Below are 14,529 nucleotides of genomic sequence, written 5' to 3'. Positions count from 1 at the left end.
AGCGATATTCCGGAAGGGTCTCATATGGACGACATGATGTTTGGCACATTTCTCGCGACGCTTGTCGGCGCCGCCTGGAGGCTTGCGACACCGCTCATATTCGCCTCGATCGGAGAGGTCTTTTCCGAACGGGCAGGCGTGCTCAATATCGGCCTCGAGGGTACGATGCTGATGGGTGCGTTTTGCGGCTTCGCCGCTGCGTCCGCGACCGGCAACATTCCCCTCGGGCTCTCAGCAGGTATCGCCGGCGGCATGCTGTTCGGGCTGATCTTCGCCTTCCTGACGATCACCATCAAGGCGGATCAGATCGTCGTGGGTGCGGCTTTGAACCTGCTTGGCATGGGCCTTACCGGCTTCCTCTTTCGCACCTACTACGTCTCGACTGGCAAAGGCATCGAAATCGCACAACCCGTCCGCATCCCCTTCCTCAGCGATCTGCCTTTCCTCGGGGAAGCGTTCTTTCGGCAAAACCTCATCGTCTATTCGACGATCCTCGTCACAGTCCTTGCCGCGCTGGTGCTTTACCGCACCTCCTTCGGCCTTACCCTTCGAGCGGTCGGCGAACATCCCAAGGCCGTGGACGTCGCCGGCAGAAGTGTGACTGGCTACCGCTACGCGGCGGTGTTGGTCGGCACCGGCCTTGCCGGGCTTGGAGGCGCGTTCCTGACGCTTGGCCACTCCAATCAATTTGTCGAAGGCATAACCTCCGGCCGCGGCTTCATCGCGCTTGCAGTGGTCGTTTTCGCGCGCTGGTCGCCGACCGGGGCCTTCTTCGTCTCCCTGCTCTTCGGCCTCTTTTATGCGCTGCAGCTCATGCTTCAGGCGCAGGCATCGATCGTCGTGCCGTACCAGGTGCTGCAGGCACTTCCATACGTCATGACGATCATCACGCTCGTCGTCGTCCGCGGCAGGGGCTCCGCACCGAGCAAACTCGGCCAGCCCTACGAGATGAGGTAACGGATATGTCCAAGCTTCCTTTCCTGCGCATCGATAATATCCGCAAGCGCTTCGGTTCCATTGTGGCGAGCGACGGCGTGTCACTGGAAATTACAGAGGGCGAGATCCATTCGCTGCTCGGCGAAAACGGCGCGGGCAAGAGCGTGCTGATGAGCATGATCTGCGGCATGGTGCGCCCCGATGAGGGCGAGATCGTCTACAAGGGTCAATCCGTGCGCTTCAACAGCCCTCGGGAAGCGATCCGCCAGCGCATCGGCATGGTGCATCAGCACTTCATGCTGGTGCCCAACCTGACGGTGGCGGAAAACTACATCCTCGGCCAGGGCTCGGCGCTTGGCGTCATCAATGACATGAACAAGGTGCACGAGACAATCCGCGCCCTTTCCGACCGCTATGCGCTCGACGTGCGCCCCGAGGCGCGCATTGAGGATCTTTCGGTCGGCGAACAACAGCGTGTCGAAATCCTCAAGGCCCTGTTCCACGGTGTCGATCTGCTGATTCTCGATGAACCGACCGCCGTTCTTACGCCGCAGGAGACCGACCGACTGCTGTGCCTCATGGGTGACCTCGTGAAGGACGGCAAGACCGTCGTCTTTATCTCGCACAAGCTCGACGAGGTGATGCGCGTCAGCAATCGCATCAGCGTCATGCGCGACGGCCGCGTCGTGCACACGATCGATGCGCGCGAGACCAATGCGCGTGACCTTGCCCGCATGATGGTCGGCCGCGACGTCCGCATGGAACTGCCGCGAAGCCCCTCGTCTCCCGGTCGCATCGTGTTTTCGGTTGAAAATCTCGTCTGCCGCGGCGAGGCTGGCCTGCCCGCCGTGCGCGGCGTCAGTCTCAATGTGCGCGCTGGCGAAATCGTCGGGATCGCAGGTGTGTCCGGCAATGGCCAGACGGAGCTTTCGCTCGGGCTTTCCGGTCTTTTGCCGATCAGTTCCGGCCGCGTGATGCTCAATGGCGAAGACATCACAGGCCTCGACCCCGCCCGCATTAATGCCAGGCGCTTCTCCCACATTCCCGAAGACCGGCACAAGCATGGCATCGTGATGCCGCTATCGCTCAGCGAGAACACCATTCTCCAGCGCTATGACCAGAAACCCTTCGCGACCCGCGGCATGCTGAACCGACGGGCAATCGGCGAACAGACCCGCGATCTCATCAAGCGTTTCCGCGTGAAATGTCGAGACGAAGACCAGCCGATCGGTGCCCTGTCGGGCGGCAACCAGCAAAAGCTGGTGGTCGCGCGGGAACTGGCGCGCAATCCGGATTTCATCCTCGTCAACCAGCTTGCCCGCGGTATTGACATCGGCGCGATGGAGTTCGTGATGGAGGAGATGTTGAAGCAACGCGACAACGGCCGGGCCATCCTCTTGATTTCCACCGAACTTGAGGAGCTCTTTGCGATTTGCGATCGCATCCTCGTGATGTTTCACGGCGAAATCCTTGGCGAATTGCCGCCGGACCGCAGCCGCCTCGACGAACTCGGCCTGCTGATGGCCGGCAACAAAGAGCAACCAGCACTTGCGGGGTAGACAAGAGTAGACGCGGCAGGCTTTGATGAAAGTTCGACAACAGGAGGCCGCGCATCGATGAACATAACCCTGCGGCAACTCAGGGCCTTCATAGCGGTCGCCGAGCTCGGCCAGTTCAATCTGGCCGCGCGAAACCTCCATCTTACCCAGTCAGCGGTCAGTATTCTTATCCGCGACCTGGAATCGGAGATCGGGGTGCGCCTCTTCGACAGACACACGCGCATGGTCTCCCTTACCCTCGTCGGTGAGGAGTTTCTGCCGCAGGCACGAAAGATCCTCAAGGACCTGGAGCTTGCGGTCGGGGACGTGCGCGACAACGCTTCCTTGAAGCGCGGCCAGGTGACGATCGCTGCGGCGATCGTTCTTGCCGCTACCATCGTGCCGCCGATCATCGCGCGGTTCTTGCGCATGTACCCGGAGATCTCCGTCAACATCCGCGACATGCCGGAGGAACAGATCACCCCCGCGCTCAAGCGCAACGAGGTCGACATTGCCGTCGGGACGCTGTCGCAGGAGGATCCGGAGATCACCGCAACCCCGTTGCTGCGCGACAAGCTGATGCTGGTCTGCCGGGAGGATCACCGCTTTGCCAAGCGCAAATCGGTGCGCTGGGCGGAACTGCAGGGGGAAACCCTCATCACGCTGGCGGCCGCCAACCCGCTGCGCAACATCGTCGAGCACAACCTGATCCGTGTCGTTCCAAACTTCCGGCCAAAATACGAAGTGCGTTTCTCAACGACCGCAATCAGCATGATCGCCGCGGGCATGGGGGTCGCGGTATTGCCGGAAAACTCCAGCCAGCTCGCCTCCGCCGTGCGTGTCACGACCGTCGACCTGGTCGAGCCCCTCGTCATGCGCGACGTTTCCCTGTTGCAGCGCCGTCAACACAGCCTTTCTCCTGCCGCTGAACGCCTGAAGGCGGTGTTCGTTGCGAGCGCAGCCGAGCGAACGGATTTTCTCTCAAGCGTTGCCGACTAGAGAGGTGAGGGTCGGGCCTGACGAACGCATGCTCACCGCTCAGCGAGGAGGCATACAAAAATCAGCGCAGACATCCTCACCGATATAGGGTGAAGCGAACCAGCCTCTTCCTCTCGCCAAGCTCCAGGCTATCTGCAACTGACAGCCTCAAGCCGTGTCGATACATCATGAGACTTTCCAAGCAGAAAACGGAAACAGACCGCCCATCCCCCTTTTCCGGCAAGAGCTGGCATTCGTATCGGTTTTCCCCCCATCATATGACCTTGACCCCTATCAAGGAGAGGCGTCACAACCTTAATGTGAGCATCGATCCTCTCCAGCACAGCCGTCGGAACAGCGTCGCGTTCCGGCAATGTCCACCAGCGCTCATTGACGAGTTCGACCGTTTCGGTGACGGCCCGCAGGGTTGCAGGCTCGGGAAGGCGAGCCCGGTTTGCGAAAGATTTCCATCGTGGGGCCGAGAGGGCCTTAAGCGCTCGTTCGCCGCCCAACGAAAGCGCCATCGCATCAGCGGGAATATAAGGGATGGTCGAAAGCACATCATAAACAGGAGCCAACGCTGGGGTGTTTCCGTCTTCGGGATAAATGATCGACCAGTTCTTCAGATGCATATCTCCGTTGCCCGTGAGCACAGCCATTGTCAGCCGGCGGACAAACTCCAGGGCGGCGGCTTGCGAGACAGCGACGTTCAGTGCACTCGCGATATCGTGGTAAGCCGCACCGTCGTACTTGCGCGAAGGGTAGACACCGAAGACCTGTGCGAAGTCCTCAATATGAATACGCGCGCCGCCTTCGGCCCTGTCGAAGCGTCTGACCAGCAACACCTTGCCATCCGCCAACGTAGAAAGTTCTTCCGGGATCCCCTCAAAATTCGACTTTTCGACGAGCTCGCGGGCGTTAGGTCGCTGCCATCATCGCTCCCTATCAGGTTCCGGTGCAAAGGCCGGCAGGTCATCGTCCTCCATAGGTCGCGAAAGCGCCCTGATCGCGGGCACCATTGCTTGAGGAACGAGTATCAGTTCGAGACCAACTGCGCGAGCGATATTGATGAGCGTTGTGGCGCGCGCCGCCGCGGTCCCTTTCTCGATATCACGGTACCGGGGCCTCGATATCCCGGCGAGATCAGCCACCTGGGTCAGATGGGCAGCTTTTCGCGCATCGCGCAAAAGATTGCCGATTTCTTGCAACAATTCACTGGCCATTTTGAAACCTTAACGGCTCATATTTCGTTCGATTGATCTGCAAACATACCACCTTAGCTATGCTGGCAAGCAAACAATGACACGTTAACATATCACCGCCTATGGATTTGATACGACAACGATCCAACGCCCCAAGAACTGACCATTTCTTGGGGCAAGTCCTAGCCGGGATAAGAGCGACGAGCTGCAGGGGACTGCCTTCGACCACCTTTTGCGACGACCCGGCACGCTACCATCCATTAGTGATGAAGGCTGAGCCCCTACCCTTCGAAACCTCACCGCCATGCCGCCGAGGGCGTCGCTCGATGTCGTGCGGCATGGTTACGGACTCCACTCCTGACAGAAGCGGGCTACAACTCCTGTCATAAATGAGGTGGCCGAAGAGCCCTTACCTAGCGCTTCTTGATTAATTGCGGCCTCTGGCAAAACGCTCTATTTTTGCCGACTAAGTGCCTCGACGAGACGGAACGTCCTCGACTTGCCAGCGCTGCCGGACCGCCTCGGTTTTTGCGCCAATCCCGGATGCCGTTTGACGACACGATCCATGAGGAGACGAGCGATGGGCGCAACGACACCGGACAACATCATGCAGCTCAGCATGGGATTCTGGGCCTCCAAAGCCGTGCTCAGCGCGGTCGAGCTCGGCGTCTTCACCGCGCTCGCAACCGGCCCGGCCAACCTATCCGACCTGCAAACCAGGTTGAAACTGCATCCCCGCGCGGCCCGCGACTTCCTCGACACCCTGGTGGCCCTGAGGCTGCTCGAACGTGAGGAGGGCCGCTATCGCAATGCCCCTGATACGGACCTCTTCCTCGACAAGGCAAAACCCTCCTATATCGGCGGCATCCTCGAAATGGCCAATGCCCGGCTCTACGGTTTCTGGGGCTCGTTGACGGAAGCCCTGCGCACCGGAGAGCCGCAGAACGAAGCCAAGCACAGCGAGGACTTTTTCGCCGCGATTTATGCGGAACCGGCACGGTTGCGCGGGTTCCTCGAGGCCATGAGCGGGATCAGCGCTGGTGCGGCGCAGGCGATCGCCGCCAAGTTCGACTGGTCGAAATACACGACCTTCGCCGATGTGGGGGCGGCGCAAGGGATGGTGCCAGTGGTGGTCGCGCGCGCCCATCCGCATCTTAAGGCCATCGGCTTTGACCTGCCCTCCGTGCAGCCGATCTTCGAGGAATTCGTCAACCGGCAGGGCCTCGCGGACCGCATCCGCTTTCAAAGCGGCAACTTCTTCGACAACCCGCTGCCGAATGCGGATGTGATCGTGATGGGGCACATCCTGCACGACTGGGATCTGGCCGAGAAAAGGAAGCTTGTGGAAAAAGCGTTCGCCGCACTGCCGAACGGCGGGGCCCTAATCGTCTACGATGCCGTCATCGACGACGACCGCCGCTTGAACGCCTTCGGCCTGCTGATGAGCCTGAACATGCTGATCGAGACCCGCGGCGGGTTCGACTACACCGGCGCCGACTGCCAAGCCTGGATGCGCGACGCCGGCTTCGTCTCTACGCGCGTCGAGCCGTTGCTGGGACCGGACTCGATGGTGATCGGCTTCAAGCCCGACTGAGCAGAAACCACGACCCCGGTGGGTGTTCCGCAAAACCGACTTCAACGGTATGCAGCCGGTGATGATGTGGGTACCAATGTGGACCTTCGTCCCTTCACGGCGGGCCCGTTGGTCCATGCGGGGGTGGCCTTGCGAGCCTAGACATAGGGCCATTTCCGATCCGTCGGAATTCATCTGCATCCGGACCGCGCACAACCTCAGGCGGCTGAGAACAAGCCGCAGGGTGCACGCTTGAGCCGGAATTCTGCATTATATTGCAAACGAGCCTCCGTTATCTCAGAGGCACACGAAGGGAAGAGATCAGCAAAGACCGGCCGCGCAAGAGACCGAAGTGCCGACGGCTCAAATGGCGGATGCGGCCAAAGCGTCTTAAGCTTGCGTGGCCCATGTAGCCGTTCCAGGCGCTTCCTGGCGGCCATCAACCCATGCTCCAAGCACGTCGGCTGCTACATGCGCCTGATTGACGATTTCCGGAATGAGGTCAATGTCGGGAAGGCTACCGAGCCCGAGCGGTCCCATTGCAAATACGCCCTCGAAGGTTTCCGGGTCGACCAGCGCCCGACCGCTTCGGTCGACGAAGATGCCAATGTCGAGTTCGTCTCGCTTAGCAAGATTGGCCGAGACAAGCGAACGCAGAAGAAGAGAATCCGCATCGATCAGGCGGATACGACAATCGATCGTTTGCTCTGCAGGCAGAACCTGCAAACCCGCCGCGGTGGACAGAAGCACGCCATTGGTGGCGATGCGCTCCACTCTGCCCTTGCGCACGGTTATTGCTCCACTTTCGATCGCCTGACGCAAACGTTCATAAACGCATTTGTGGCAGGCGAGGTTTTCAGCACCTATGTCTATCAGCGGTTCTCCGAAGCGCTGCGAGAACGCGTCGACGTCATGGTCCAGGTCCGCGCCGACAGTGTAGCGGCAATTGGCCGTCATGCGCAGGGTGGATTGTCGCTTCTCTCAGGTGAGGGTGAGCAGGCTCGCTTCGACGCGGTGTTCCTGGCGACCGGTTACGGCTTGCGCAGTTGCGCCGGCGTTGACGATAGCCAAACTGCAGTTCGCGACGCGCTGGTGATTGGCGGAGGGATCCATGCCGTTGACCGCGCATTGCGGTTGCTGGCGGCTGGCGAGGCGTCTCATGTGACATTGATCTCGGCATCCGGGTTTCTGCCGCAACCCCATACGCCCTGGGCAGTTGGTATCACGTCGTCCAGCCAGCCGTTCCCTAAAACGCTTCGCGGTGCCTTCCGCTACCTGCGGGAGGCGGCGAGCAAGGCGGCTGCGGAAGGTTCTGGCTGGCAAGGCATCATGAATGACTTCCGCTTGCGCGCGCATGACCTTTGGCAAGCGCTGACTCCGGAGGAGCGTCGCCGGTTCAAGCGGCATGTGAAGCCTATCTACGACAGCCATCGCAACCGGCTGCCAATTGGACATTGATCGGCATCCCCCTCACCCGACTGGTCGGGCAATCGATCGTTTGTCTCGAGCCATTGCTTGAAGTCGTCGCGCAATGACGGGTCAATCGACAAGTCCCGAACACGGCTGTTCAAGAGGGTCGATGACGGCCGCCCACTCTCGGCGCCGTCGATCTTTGGAAACGGATCGTACATGACGAGATGAAAGGGTCGCTTGAACGCCCGCAGCAAAGCGATCGCGACCATGAGACCGGTAAAACCGCGTCCAACGATCGCGATTTTGGCAAGGGCGGCGCCCCGCTGCGGTTGCGGGGAGTGGGCGGGCGAAAGCGTCATCGGTTGGCTCCTTCCTCTCCAGGCCGGGTGGGGGGGCTGCAGCGGCCCTCTTCACTCAAGGAGGGCAGCGCGTTATTCTCCAGTAAATCACTGACGTTTTGCGCTACTCCTTCGCGTTCGGGCGACGGGCCCGTTTTCGAAGGCCTTAAGCGGCATAGCCAACGCTCTTCTCACGCTTCGGCAGGACATCGCCGAGATCGGACAGCAGATCTTCAAAGCGTGCGGCCAAGCGCGACGGCGCGACCTGATAGTCCCTGAAATCGACGTCCGCCGCATAGATCGCCGTCGGAAGTGTGCGGGCACTGAAGAAGCCGAAGAGCGGACGCAACTGATGCTCGACCACCAGGGCATGCCGATCGCCGCCGCCTGTCGCGGTCAGGATCACGGGCTTGCCCCTGAGCTCGAGAGGATCGATCAGGTCGATCAGATGTTTGAACAGACCTGGATAGGAGCCCTTGTATGTCGGCGAGCCGACAAGCAGCACATCGGCGGAGATGACTGCATTAACAACATCTGATGCCTGCCGATCGAGATCCTTGCGCCAGAGCGCCCTCCCAAGCGACGGCCCGACGTCATTGAGATCATAGAGTTCGCTCTCGACAGCGTATCGTGCCTCAACCAGCGAAGCGATATGATCCGCAAGAGCGCGTGTCTTGGATGGGCGATTGAAACTGCCGGTGAGACTTACGAGCCGAAGCGCGGACATGGGATCCTCCAATTTGGCCCAATAATTCTCTATAAAATTTATGGATTAAAGAAATGGGACACTCTTTCCTGACCGTTTCGTGAAAAAGAACGCTCCTGTCAGGGTGGCACGCGTGAAGCTGGAGCGGCTCTAAACGGTGCCTTTAGCCTTGCCGTTCAACTCAAGGCGTGAATGGCGGAATTTCGCAGTTCAGCAAGGACTTGCCCAAAATGGCGTACTTCCAGCGCCGCGGGTAATGGAGCGTGTGGGTCCGGGCATTGCGCCGCTGCCGGTCCAGATTGTACTCGGCCAGCGTCAAGCTTGTGCCGCCTCGAACAGCTTGTGGCAGCGACTCCGTCGAGAGGATCCAGCGGGTGCGGGCCTGGCGCCGGTTGCAAAACTCTTCTGGAGGCGCCCTCTTGTCTGAGCGGCGAACCTTTGGTCCAAAGGCCACGTTTGTGCCGAAAGAGGGTGATGCAAGATAAATCCTATCTTTCTCTCTTGCACGGTCTTCTGCGAAGCGTCTTCGGCGCTAAAGAACACAGGCACCGCCCGTTGGGTTTTCCAGGCGGGCGGTCAGACGGAGTAACGTCGTCTTTCCTGAGCCCGAGGAGCCGAGCAACGCAACCAATTCACCCGCAAACACGCGAGCGCGGTCAAACTTTGCTCAGACCTTCGATTCGAACATCCATGTAAGCATCCTTCCGTGGTGGGAGTTAATTGAAGATTCGGACGACCGACGGTTTCTCTAAGGATTGAACAGTCGCACGAGGCTGTCGATCGTGAAAGGCCATAAGCAAAGCCAAATTGTAGGGCTCCTTCCATGGAATACTTGGAGCGCCTAGGTCTGTTACTTGGCTTTCCTAACGATACAATCCGCAGGGGGAATTCGTTCCGTTCTGCTCGCGGAATCGCAGCAACTTCTCAACGCGATTTATCTCGGTCCGAGCGACTTCCCCCTTCTCGAAGAAGAGTATCTTTTCCGGCTTTCCCGTGCAGTCTCTGCGGAGCGCTGTCATCACGGGACCGTAGACAAAGACGTAATGGTTCAGATCAATGCAGTTGGATACGCCAGAGGAGACGGGGCGCCCTTCGACATCACAACTTTGCGTGTAACGAAAGTTTTTTGCGGTAGTCGCAAGCCGTTTTAAAGCCGCGTTCTCACTGAACAAGCTCCAGAGGAAGTAGCCGCCAATCGCGGTTACTGCTAAGAGCGTGCCAAGCCTCACTAGGCCTTGAGCTAGGGTTGGTCCGCTGTCATCGGCTTGCATTTAAGCTCCAGAACGTCACGAATTGACCACGAGCTGGGCACGGTCATCATCCACCACCGTAGTTGGGATTCGTTGACAAGGTGCGACTGGCACACCGCTTTCATGTAAGCCGCCAACAAATCAGCTTAACGCTTTCAGCTTTTTTGCGAAACTGGACGCGCGAGATGAGAATGTTCGTAAGATCGTTGTAGCCATTCACGACGTGGATGGACCCGAACGGAACAGAATGCGCAAACCGGCTTGGCATCAGCGTCGCGACGACTTTGCGGCACCCGGGGCCTGATCCTGCAATGTCGCCGAGCGTCGGACCCAAGTTGGGGACGACGCTCGGCTGTCAAAGATCCCTCGCAGCCATGCCAGAGGGCACATGTTACTGTGCGGGCTTGTAGATCTGATCGAAGACGCCCCCGTCGGCGAAGAATTTCGGCTGAGCTTCCTTCCAGCCGCCGAACTCGTCGATCGTGATGAGCTTTACATCCGCAAAGCGCTTAATGTCCGCGGGATCGGCAAGTTCGGGCTTGAACGGCCGATAAAAGTGCTTGGCGGCAATCTTCTGGCCGACATCGCTGTAAAGGTATTGGAGGTAGGCCTCGGCCACCTTCCGGGTACCCTTCTTGTCAACGTTTCCGTCCACGAGAGCAACCGGCGGCTCAGCCTTGATCGAGACCGATGGGGTGACGATCTCAAATTTGTCAGGTCCGAGTTCTTCAAGTGAAAGATACGCTTCGTTCTCCCAGGCCAGCAATACGTCGCCAAGTCCACGCTGAACGAAGGTGGTCGTCGCGCCGCGCGCACCCGTATCCAGCACTGGCACGTGTTTGAAAAGCTGTGTCACATATTCCTGCGCCTTCGCATCGTCACCGTTGTTGGCGCCGCGGGCCCAGGCCCATGCCGCCAGAAAATTCCAGCGCGCACCGCCCGATGTTTTCGGGTTGGGCGTGATGACCTGGATACCTTCTTTCACGAGGTCTCCCCAATCCTTGATGCCTTTTGGGTTACCTTTGCGGACCAGGAAAACGATTGTTGAGGTATAGGGGGCGCTGCCATTTTCCAGACGCTTTTTCCAGTCGGCGGGTATCTTGCCGCTCTCCTTGGCAATGGCGTCGATGTCGGCCTCGAGTGCCAGCGTCACCACGTCGGCATCAAGGCCGTCGATAACGGCTCGGGCCTGTTTGCCCGAGCCGCCATGGGACGCCTGTACCGTGACCGTTTCCCCGGTATCAGCCTTCCACTTCTTCGCGAAAGCAGCGTTGAAATCCTTGTAGAGCTCGCGGGTGGGATCATAGGAGACGTTCAGGATCGTTGTGTCTGCAGCCGCCAGGCCGACTGAGCCCAGGTGCAGGCTTGCCACGACAAACGCCAGTTTGATCATTCCAGAAAGTTTATTCGAATTCATGTCGACCTCCATTGTTTAACGGATAAGCTATCAATCTGATGGACTATCACAACGCAAAGAGATGACGTCCGATGTCGACTTTTAGGAATACCTAATCCTCATTCGGCCACCTTTGGGAATTTATTGCCACCACGCAGCTTAGTCCGGTGCAGCTATGTGTCTCCCGCGACCCGCCAGCAGCCCGTTCACTGTAAGGCGCCGCTTCCCACTTTGCCCTAGTCGACCTCTTGGAAGCCCGCAATCGGTGGAGGACCACCTCCGCGCCTCGGCCGCGGCGGTGCAACTCTTCAAAGGCCTCGCGGCGAACCTGGAATCCTTAGAAGCAATAGACGACGATCGGCGTCTCCTTGCAAGCTCATCGTCCCAACGCGGGCGGCGGCAAGACCGCCGCCCGCATCGCCTGAGCCGTCAAAACCGTCGAAGTTAATTTCGTGAAGGATCGACGAAGGTTGCGGCGAGGAACAACTCCCGTTTCAGTCGAAGACCAGGCTGCCCCAGCCCCGTCGGTCCACCAGTCCCGTTGGTCCCGCCGACGCTCGATCAATTCAGACGTCGGGCCGCACCCGCCGCGGTGGCTCTCGTAGTCACTCGTCAGCAGCTGTTCGGACAATTCCTCAAGCCGCGCCAGACCAGCAAAGGACTGGTCGGGGTTCAAAGGGGCCGATATGTTCCCCGGAGGGATAGCAAAATGATACAAGCGTTGCATTTTGGAATCTTGATGATACGGTTTCTATATGAGAGACGAGACGACGGCGCAGCGCTGGTTGCTATTGATCCATCAATTGCCCAGCAAGCCAGCGTACTTCCGCGTGAAAATCTGGCGGCGGCTGCAGCGCGTCGGTGCGGTTGCGGTCAAGAGCACCGTTTACGCTCTTCCCGGGAACGCCGAGACCCAGGAAGATTTCGAATGGCTCCTGAAAGAAATCGTGGAGGGCGGAGGCGAGGCCATGCTCTGCGAGGCCAGACTGATTGACGGGTTGTCGGACGCTCAGGCGCGCGCGATGTTCGATGTCGCGCGGGATGAAGCCTACGAGGCGGTATCGAGCGAAGCACGCGCGCTCGCCGCAACGCTGGAAGCGGCAGACAAGGCCGCTGACAAGGCGGAATTGCGGGCGTCCGTCGGCCGTCTCCGTCGGCGACTGGCGGATATCGTGGCGATCGACTTTTTCGGCGCGGCCGCACGAGTAAAGGCCGAGACCGCCGTCGCGGATTTGGAACATAATCTGGTAGAGGACGTGGACGTGGCCGAAGAAGGACCGAAAAACCCGGTGGAGAGCCCGGATGATCTGAAAGGTCGCGTCTGGGTTACTCGCGAGGGCGTCCATGTCGACCGTATCGCGTGTAGTTGGCTCATCCGCCGCTTCATCGATCCGGATGCCGCCATTCGCTTCGTACCCGGCAAAGGCTACGTCCCCAATCCGGGCGAAATCCGCTTCGACATGTTTGAAGGCGAGATCACGCATGAGGGCGATCGCTGCAGCTTCGAAGTTCTCCTGACGAGGGCCGCCATTACAGATCCGGCCCTGCATACCCTCTCGGAGATCGTGCACGACATCGACTTGAAGGACGCGAAGTTTGCGCGCGAGGAGACCAGCGGCATCGCCAGCCTGATCGCCGGGATTTGCGCCTCCAACACGCAGGACGAACAGCGGATCGCTCAGGGTGGATCGGTCCTCGACAATCTCTATGAATATTTCCGCGCGACACGCGCATAGCACGGACGACAGCAGATGCATGATACGGAAGCTCTCCACCACCGCGAGGCGAAGCCAGCCGACGTACCGTCGCACGGAATCCCGTTCGGCGAGGCGGTTCGCGTCTGGGCGCGTGTCGCGGCGCTTAGCTTCGGAGGCCCTGCCGGGCAGATTGCCGTCATGCACCGGATCATCGTCGAGGAGAAACGCTGGATAGGCGAAACCCGGTTCCTGCACGCGCTGAATTATTGCACGCTCCTTCCCGGTCCCGAAGCCCAGCAGCTGGCGATCTATATCGGATGGCTGCTGCATAAGACCAAGGGCGGCTTGGTGGCCGGAACCCTGTTTGTGCTGCCGGGCGCCTTGGCCATCATGGCACTGAGTTGGATCTATGCCCTGTTCGGCAATGTCGGTCCCGTCGAGGCGCTGTTCTTCGGCCTTAAGGCCGCGGTGCTGGCGATCGTCCTTGAGGCGGTTCTTCGGATTGGTCGCCGCGCCCTCAGGAACAAGGTCATGGTCGGCCTGGCCGCGGCTGCGTTCATGGCGCTCGCGTTCTTCCGCGCGCCGTTCCCGCTCGTCGTCTTTGCCGCAGGACTGATCGGGTATGTTGGCGGTCGGTTGGGTTGGGAGGCATTCCTGGCCAGCGGCGGACACGGCAAGTTCGCAGGCAAGTACGTTGCCGATACCGACAGCGCCCTTGGTGAAGGAATCCCCGAACATGCTCTGCTCAAGCGGTCCTGGCTTCTGAAGGTCGCGGCCTGGGGAGTTTTGCTGTGGGGCGGGCCCCTCCTGTTGCTTCTGCTGTTCCTGGGAGAAGCCAGTGTCTTCACCGCCATCGGCGTGTTCTTTTCCAAGATGGCCATGGTCACTTTCGGTGGCGCCTATGCCGTTCTTTCCTATGTCGCTCAGCAGGCGGTCGAGCACTATCACTGGCTGAAGCCGGGCGAGATGTTGGACGGTCTGGCGATGGCCGAAACCACGCCTGGTCCGTTGATCATGGTTACGCAGTTCGTCGGCTTCATGGGCGCTTACCGCATGCCGGGATCGCTGCATCCTTTGCTGGCAGGTACGCTTGGCGGATTGCTCACGACATGGGTGACGTTCGTTCCGTGCTTCCTCTGGATATTTCTCGGCGCGCCTTTCATGGAGAAGATGCGCAGCAACAAGGCTCTCGCCGCGGCGCTTGCGGCGATCACTGCGGCGGTCGTTGGCGTGATCCTGAACCTCGCCGTCTGGTTTGCGCTGCATGTGTTGTTTGGGACGCTCTATGAAATGCGTGCATTTGGAATGACCGTCGATGTTCCGGTGTTTAGCTCCGTCAACATTCCCTCGCTGGCGCTTACGGTCGGCGCTGTTATAGCCGTCTTCCGCTTCAAGGTCGGCACGCTCACGGTTCTTGCCGCATGCGCGCTCCTCGGCATTGTGTACGGAGCCATCGTTGGTTTGGCCTAGGACCGGCAATCACGACAGAACGCGATCAAAGG

At 59.7% G+C, this 14,529-nt stretch carries 11 protein-coding genes and 3 pseudogenes; 7 read left to right on the top strand and 7 right to left on the bottom strand.

Translation table 11 applies throughout. From position 1 onward, the window contains the following. The first annotated feature begins 24 nt into the window (after positions 1–24). Genes LAC81_RS36500 through LAC81_RS36490 form a run of 3 tightly spaced genes read left to right on the top strand, consistent with a single transcriptional unit; the run spans position 25 to position 3,473 of the window. Positions 25–957 (top strand): ABC transporter permease, encoded by a 933-nt coding sequence (locus tag LAC81_RS36500; RefSeq protein ID WP_328717907.1) that lies wholly within the window; start codon positions 25–27, stop codon positions 955–957. Between the two features lie 5 nt (positions 958–962). Beyond that, the gene (locus LAC81_RS36495; protein WP_223730459.1) at positions 963–2,495 is read left to right on the top strand and encodes an ABC transporter ATP-binding protein; all 1,533 of its coding nucleotides are present in this window, start codon (positions 963–965) and stop codon (positions 2,493–2,495) included. 57 nt (positions 2,496–2,552) lie between these two features. Beyond that, on the top strand, positions 2,553–3,473 hold the full coding sequence (locus LAC81_RS36490; protein ID WP_223730458.1) for a LysR family transcriptional regulator: 921 nt from the start codon (positions 2,553–2,555) through the stop codon (positions 3,471–3,473). A 275-nt stretch (positions 3,474–3,748) separates the two neighbouring features. Here LAC81_RS36490 and LAC81_RS36485 read toward each other — a convergent pair. Both LAC81_RS36485 and LAC81_RS36480 read right to left on the bottom strand, forming a co-directional pair. Then, positions 3,749–4,366: pseudogene (locus LAC81_RS36485) on the bottom strand (type II toxin-antitoxin system HipA family toxin); the annotation flags it as partial. Between the two features lie 18 nt (positions 4,367–4,384). Further along, complete coding sequence (locus LAC81_RS36480; RefSeq protein WP_223730457.1) at positions 4,385–4,675, bottom strand: helix-turn-helix domain-containing protein; 291 nt, start codon at positions 4,673–4,675, stop codon at positions 4,385–4,387. Positions 4,676–5,234: 559 nt separating this feature from the next. Between LAC81_RS36480 and LAC81_RS36475 the strand changes: the two genes are divergently transcribed. Both LAC81_RS36475 and LAC81_RS36470 read left to right on the top strand, forming a co-directional pair. Continuing rightward, entirely contained in the window at positions 5,235–6,248 is a 1,014-nt protein-coding gene (locus LAC81_RS36475; protein WP_223730456.1) for an acetylserotonin O-methyltransferase, read from the top strand. Positions 6,249–6,698: 450 nt separating this feature from the next. Continuing rightward, a complete protein-coding gene (locus tag LAC81_RS36470; RefSeq protein ID WP_223730455.1) occupies positions 6,699–7,685 on the top strand; it encodes an FAD/NAD(P)-binding protein in 987 nt (328 codons plus the stop codon). Here LAC81_RS36470 and LAC81_RS36465 read toward each other — a convergent pair. The 5 genes and pseudogenes from LAC81_RS36465 to LAC81_RS36445 form a co-directional block, all read right to left on the bottom strand. Further along, a complete protein-coding gene (locus tag LAC81_RS36465; RefSeq protein ID WP_223730454.1) occupies positions 7,646–7,999 on the bottom strand; it encodes an FAD/NAD(P)-binding protein in 354 nt (117 codons plus the stop codon). The two genes, LAC81_RS36470 and LAC81_RS36465, sit on opposite strands and share 40 nt — an antisense overlap. 145 nt (positions 8,000–8,144) lie before the next feature. After that, complete coding sequence (msuE, locus tag LAC81_RS36460) at positions 8,145–8,705, bottom strand: FMN reductase (protein ID WP_223730453.1); 561 nt, start codon at positions 8,703–8,705, stop codon at positions 8,145–8,147. A gap of 160 nt (positions 8,706–8,865) precedes the next feature. Then, positions 8,866–9,051: pseudogene (locus LAC81_RS36455) on the bottom strand (SfnB family sulfur acquisition oxidoreductase); the annotation flags it as partial. 104 nt (positions 9,052–9,155) lie between these two features. Further along, positions 9,156–9,324, bottom strand: a pseudogene (locus LAC81_RS36450) (ATP-binding cassette domain-containing protein); the annotation flags it as partial. Positions 9,325–10,325: 1,001 nt separating this feature from the next. Next, positions 10,326–11,351: a sulfate ABC transporter substrate-binding protein gene (locus tag LAC81_RS36445; RefSeq protein WP_223731051.1), complete on the bottom strand. Its 1,026-nt coding sequence runs from the start codon at positions 11,349–11,351 to the stop codon at positions 10,326–10,328. A gap of 734 nt (positions 11,352–12,085) precedes the next feature. Between LAC81_RS36445 and LAC81_RS36440 the strand changes: the two genes are divergently transcribed. Beyond that, positions 12,086–13,066, top strand: a complete 981-nt coding sequence (locus LAC81_RS36440; protein ID WP_223730452.1) for a chromate resistance protein ChrB domain-containing protein — start codon at positions 12,086–12,088, stop codon at positions 13,064–13,066. A gap of 15 nt (positions 13,067–13,081) precedes the next feature. Next, positions 13,082–14,497, top strand: coding sequence for a chromate efflux transporter (gene chrA, locus LAC81_RS36435; RefSeq protein WP_223730451.1), 1,416 nt, complete (start codon positions 13,082–13,084; stop codon positions 14,495–14,497). Positions 14,498–14,529: the final 32 nt, after the last annotated feature.

Origin of the sequence: Ensifer adhaerens (assembly GCF_020035535.1) — a bacterium.
Classification (GTDB): Bacteria; Pseudomonadota; Alphaproteobacteria; order Rhizobiales; family Rhizobiaceae; genus Ensifer.
The sequence above is the reverse complement of the archived record's forward strand: the minus strand, read 5'-3'. Positions and strand labels throughout refer to the sequence as shown.

Excerpts from the sequence above, each read along its gene's own strand:
- LAC81_RS36500 (WP_328717907.1), top strand. The coding sequence starts at position 25 with ATGGACGACATGATGTTTGGCACATTTCTCGCGACGCTTGTCGGCGCC.
- LAC81_RS36495 (WP_223730459.1), top strand. The coding sequence starts at position 963 with ATGTCCAAGCTTCCTTTCCTGCGCATCGATAATATCCGCAAGCGCTTC.
- LAC81_RS36490 (WP_223730458.1), top strand. The coding sequence starts at position 2,553 with ATGAACATAACCCTGCGGCAACTCAGGGCCTTCATAGCGGTCGCCGAG.
- LAC81_RS36480 (WP_223730457.1), bottom strand. The coding sequence starts at position 4,675 with ATGGCCAGTGAATTGTTGCAAGAAATCGGCAATCTTTTGCGCGATGCG.
- LAC81_RS36475 (WP_223730456.1), top strand. The coding sequence starts at position 5,235 with ATGGGCGCAACGACACCGGACAACATCATGCAGCTCAGCATGGGATTC.
- LAC81_RS36470 (WP_223730455.1), top strand. The coding sequence starts at position 6,699 with ATGCGCCTGATTGACGATTTCCGGAATGAGGTCAATGTCGGGAAGGCT.
- LAC81_RS36465 (WP_223730454.1), bottom strand. The coding sequence starts at position 7,999 with ATGACGCTTTCGCCCGCCCACTCCCCGCAACCGCAGCGGGGCGCCGCC.
- msuE (WP_223730453.1), bottom strand. The coding sequence starts at position 8,705 with ATGTCCGCGCTTCGGCTCGTAAGTCTCACCGGCAGTTTCAATCGCCCA.
- LAC81_RS36445 (WP_223731051.1), bottom strand. The coding sequence starts at position 11,351 with ATGAATTCGAATAAACTTTCTGGAATGATCAAACTGGCGTTTGTCGTG.
- LAC81_RS36440 (WP_223730452.1), top strand. The coding sequence starts at position 12,086 with ATGAGAGACGAGACGACGGCGCAGCGCTGGTTGCTATTGATCCATCAA.
- chrA (WP_223730451.1), top strand. The coding sequence starts at position 13,082 with ATGCATGATACGGAAGCTCTCCACCACCGCGAGGCGAAGCCAGCCGAC.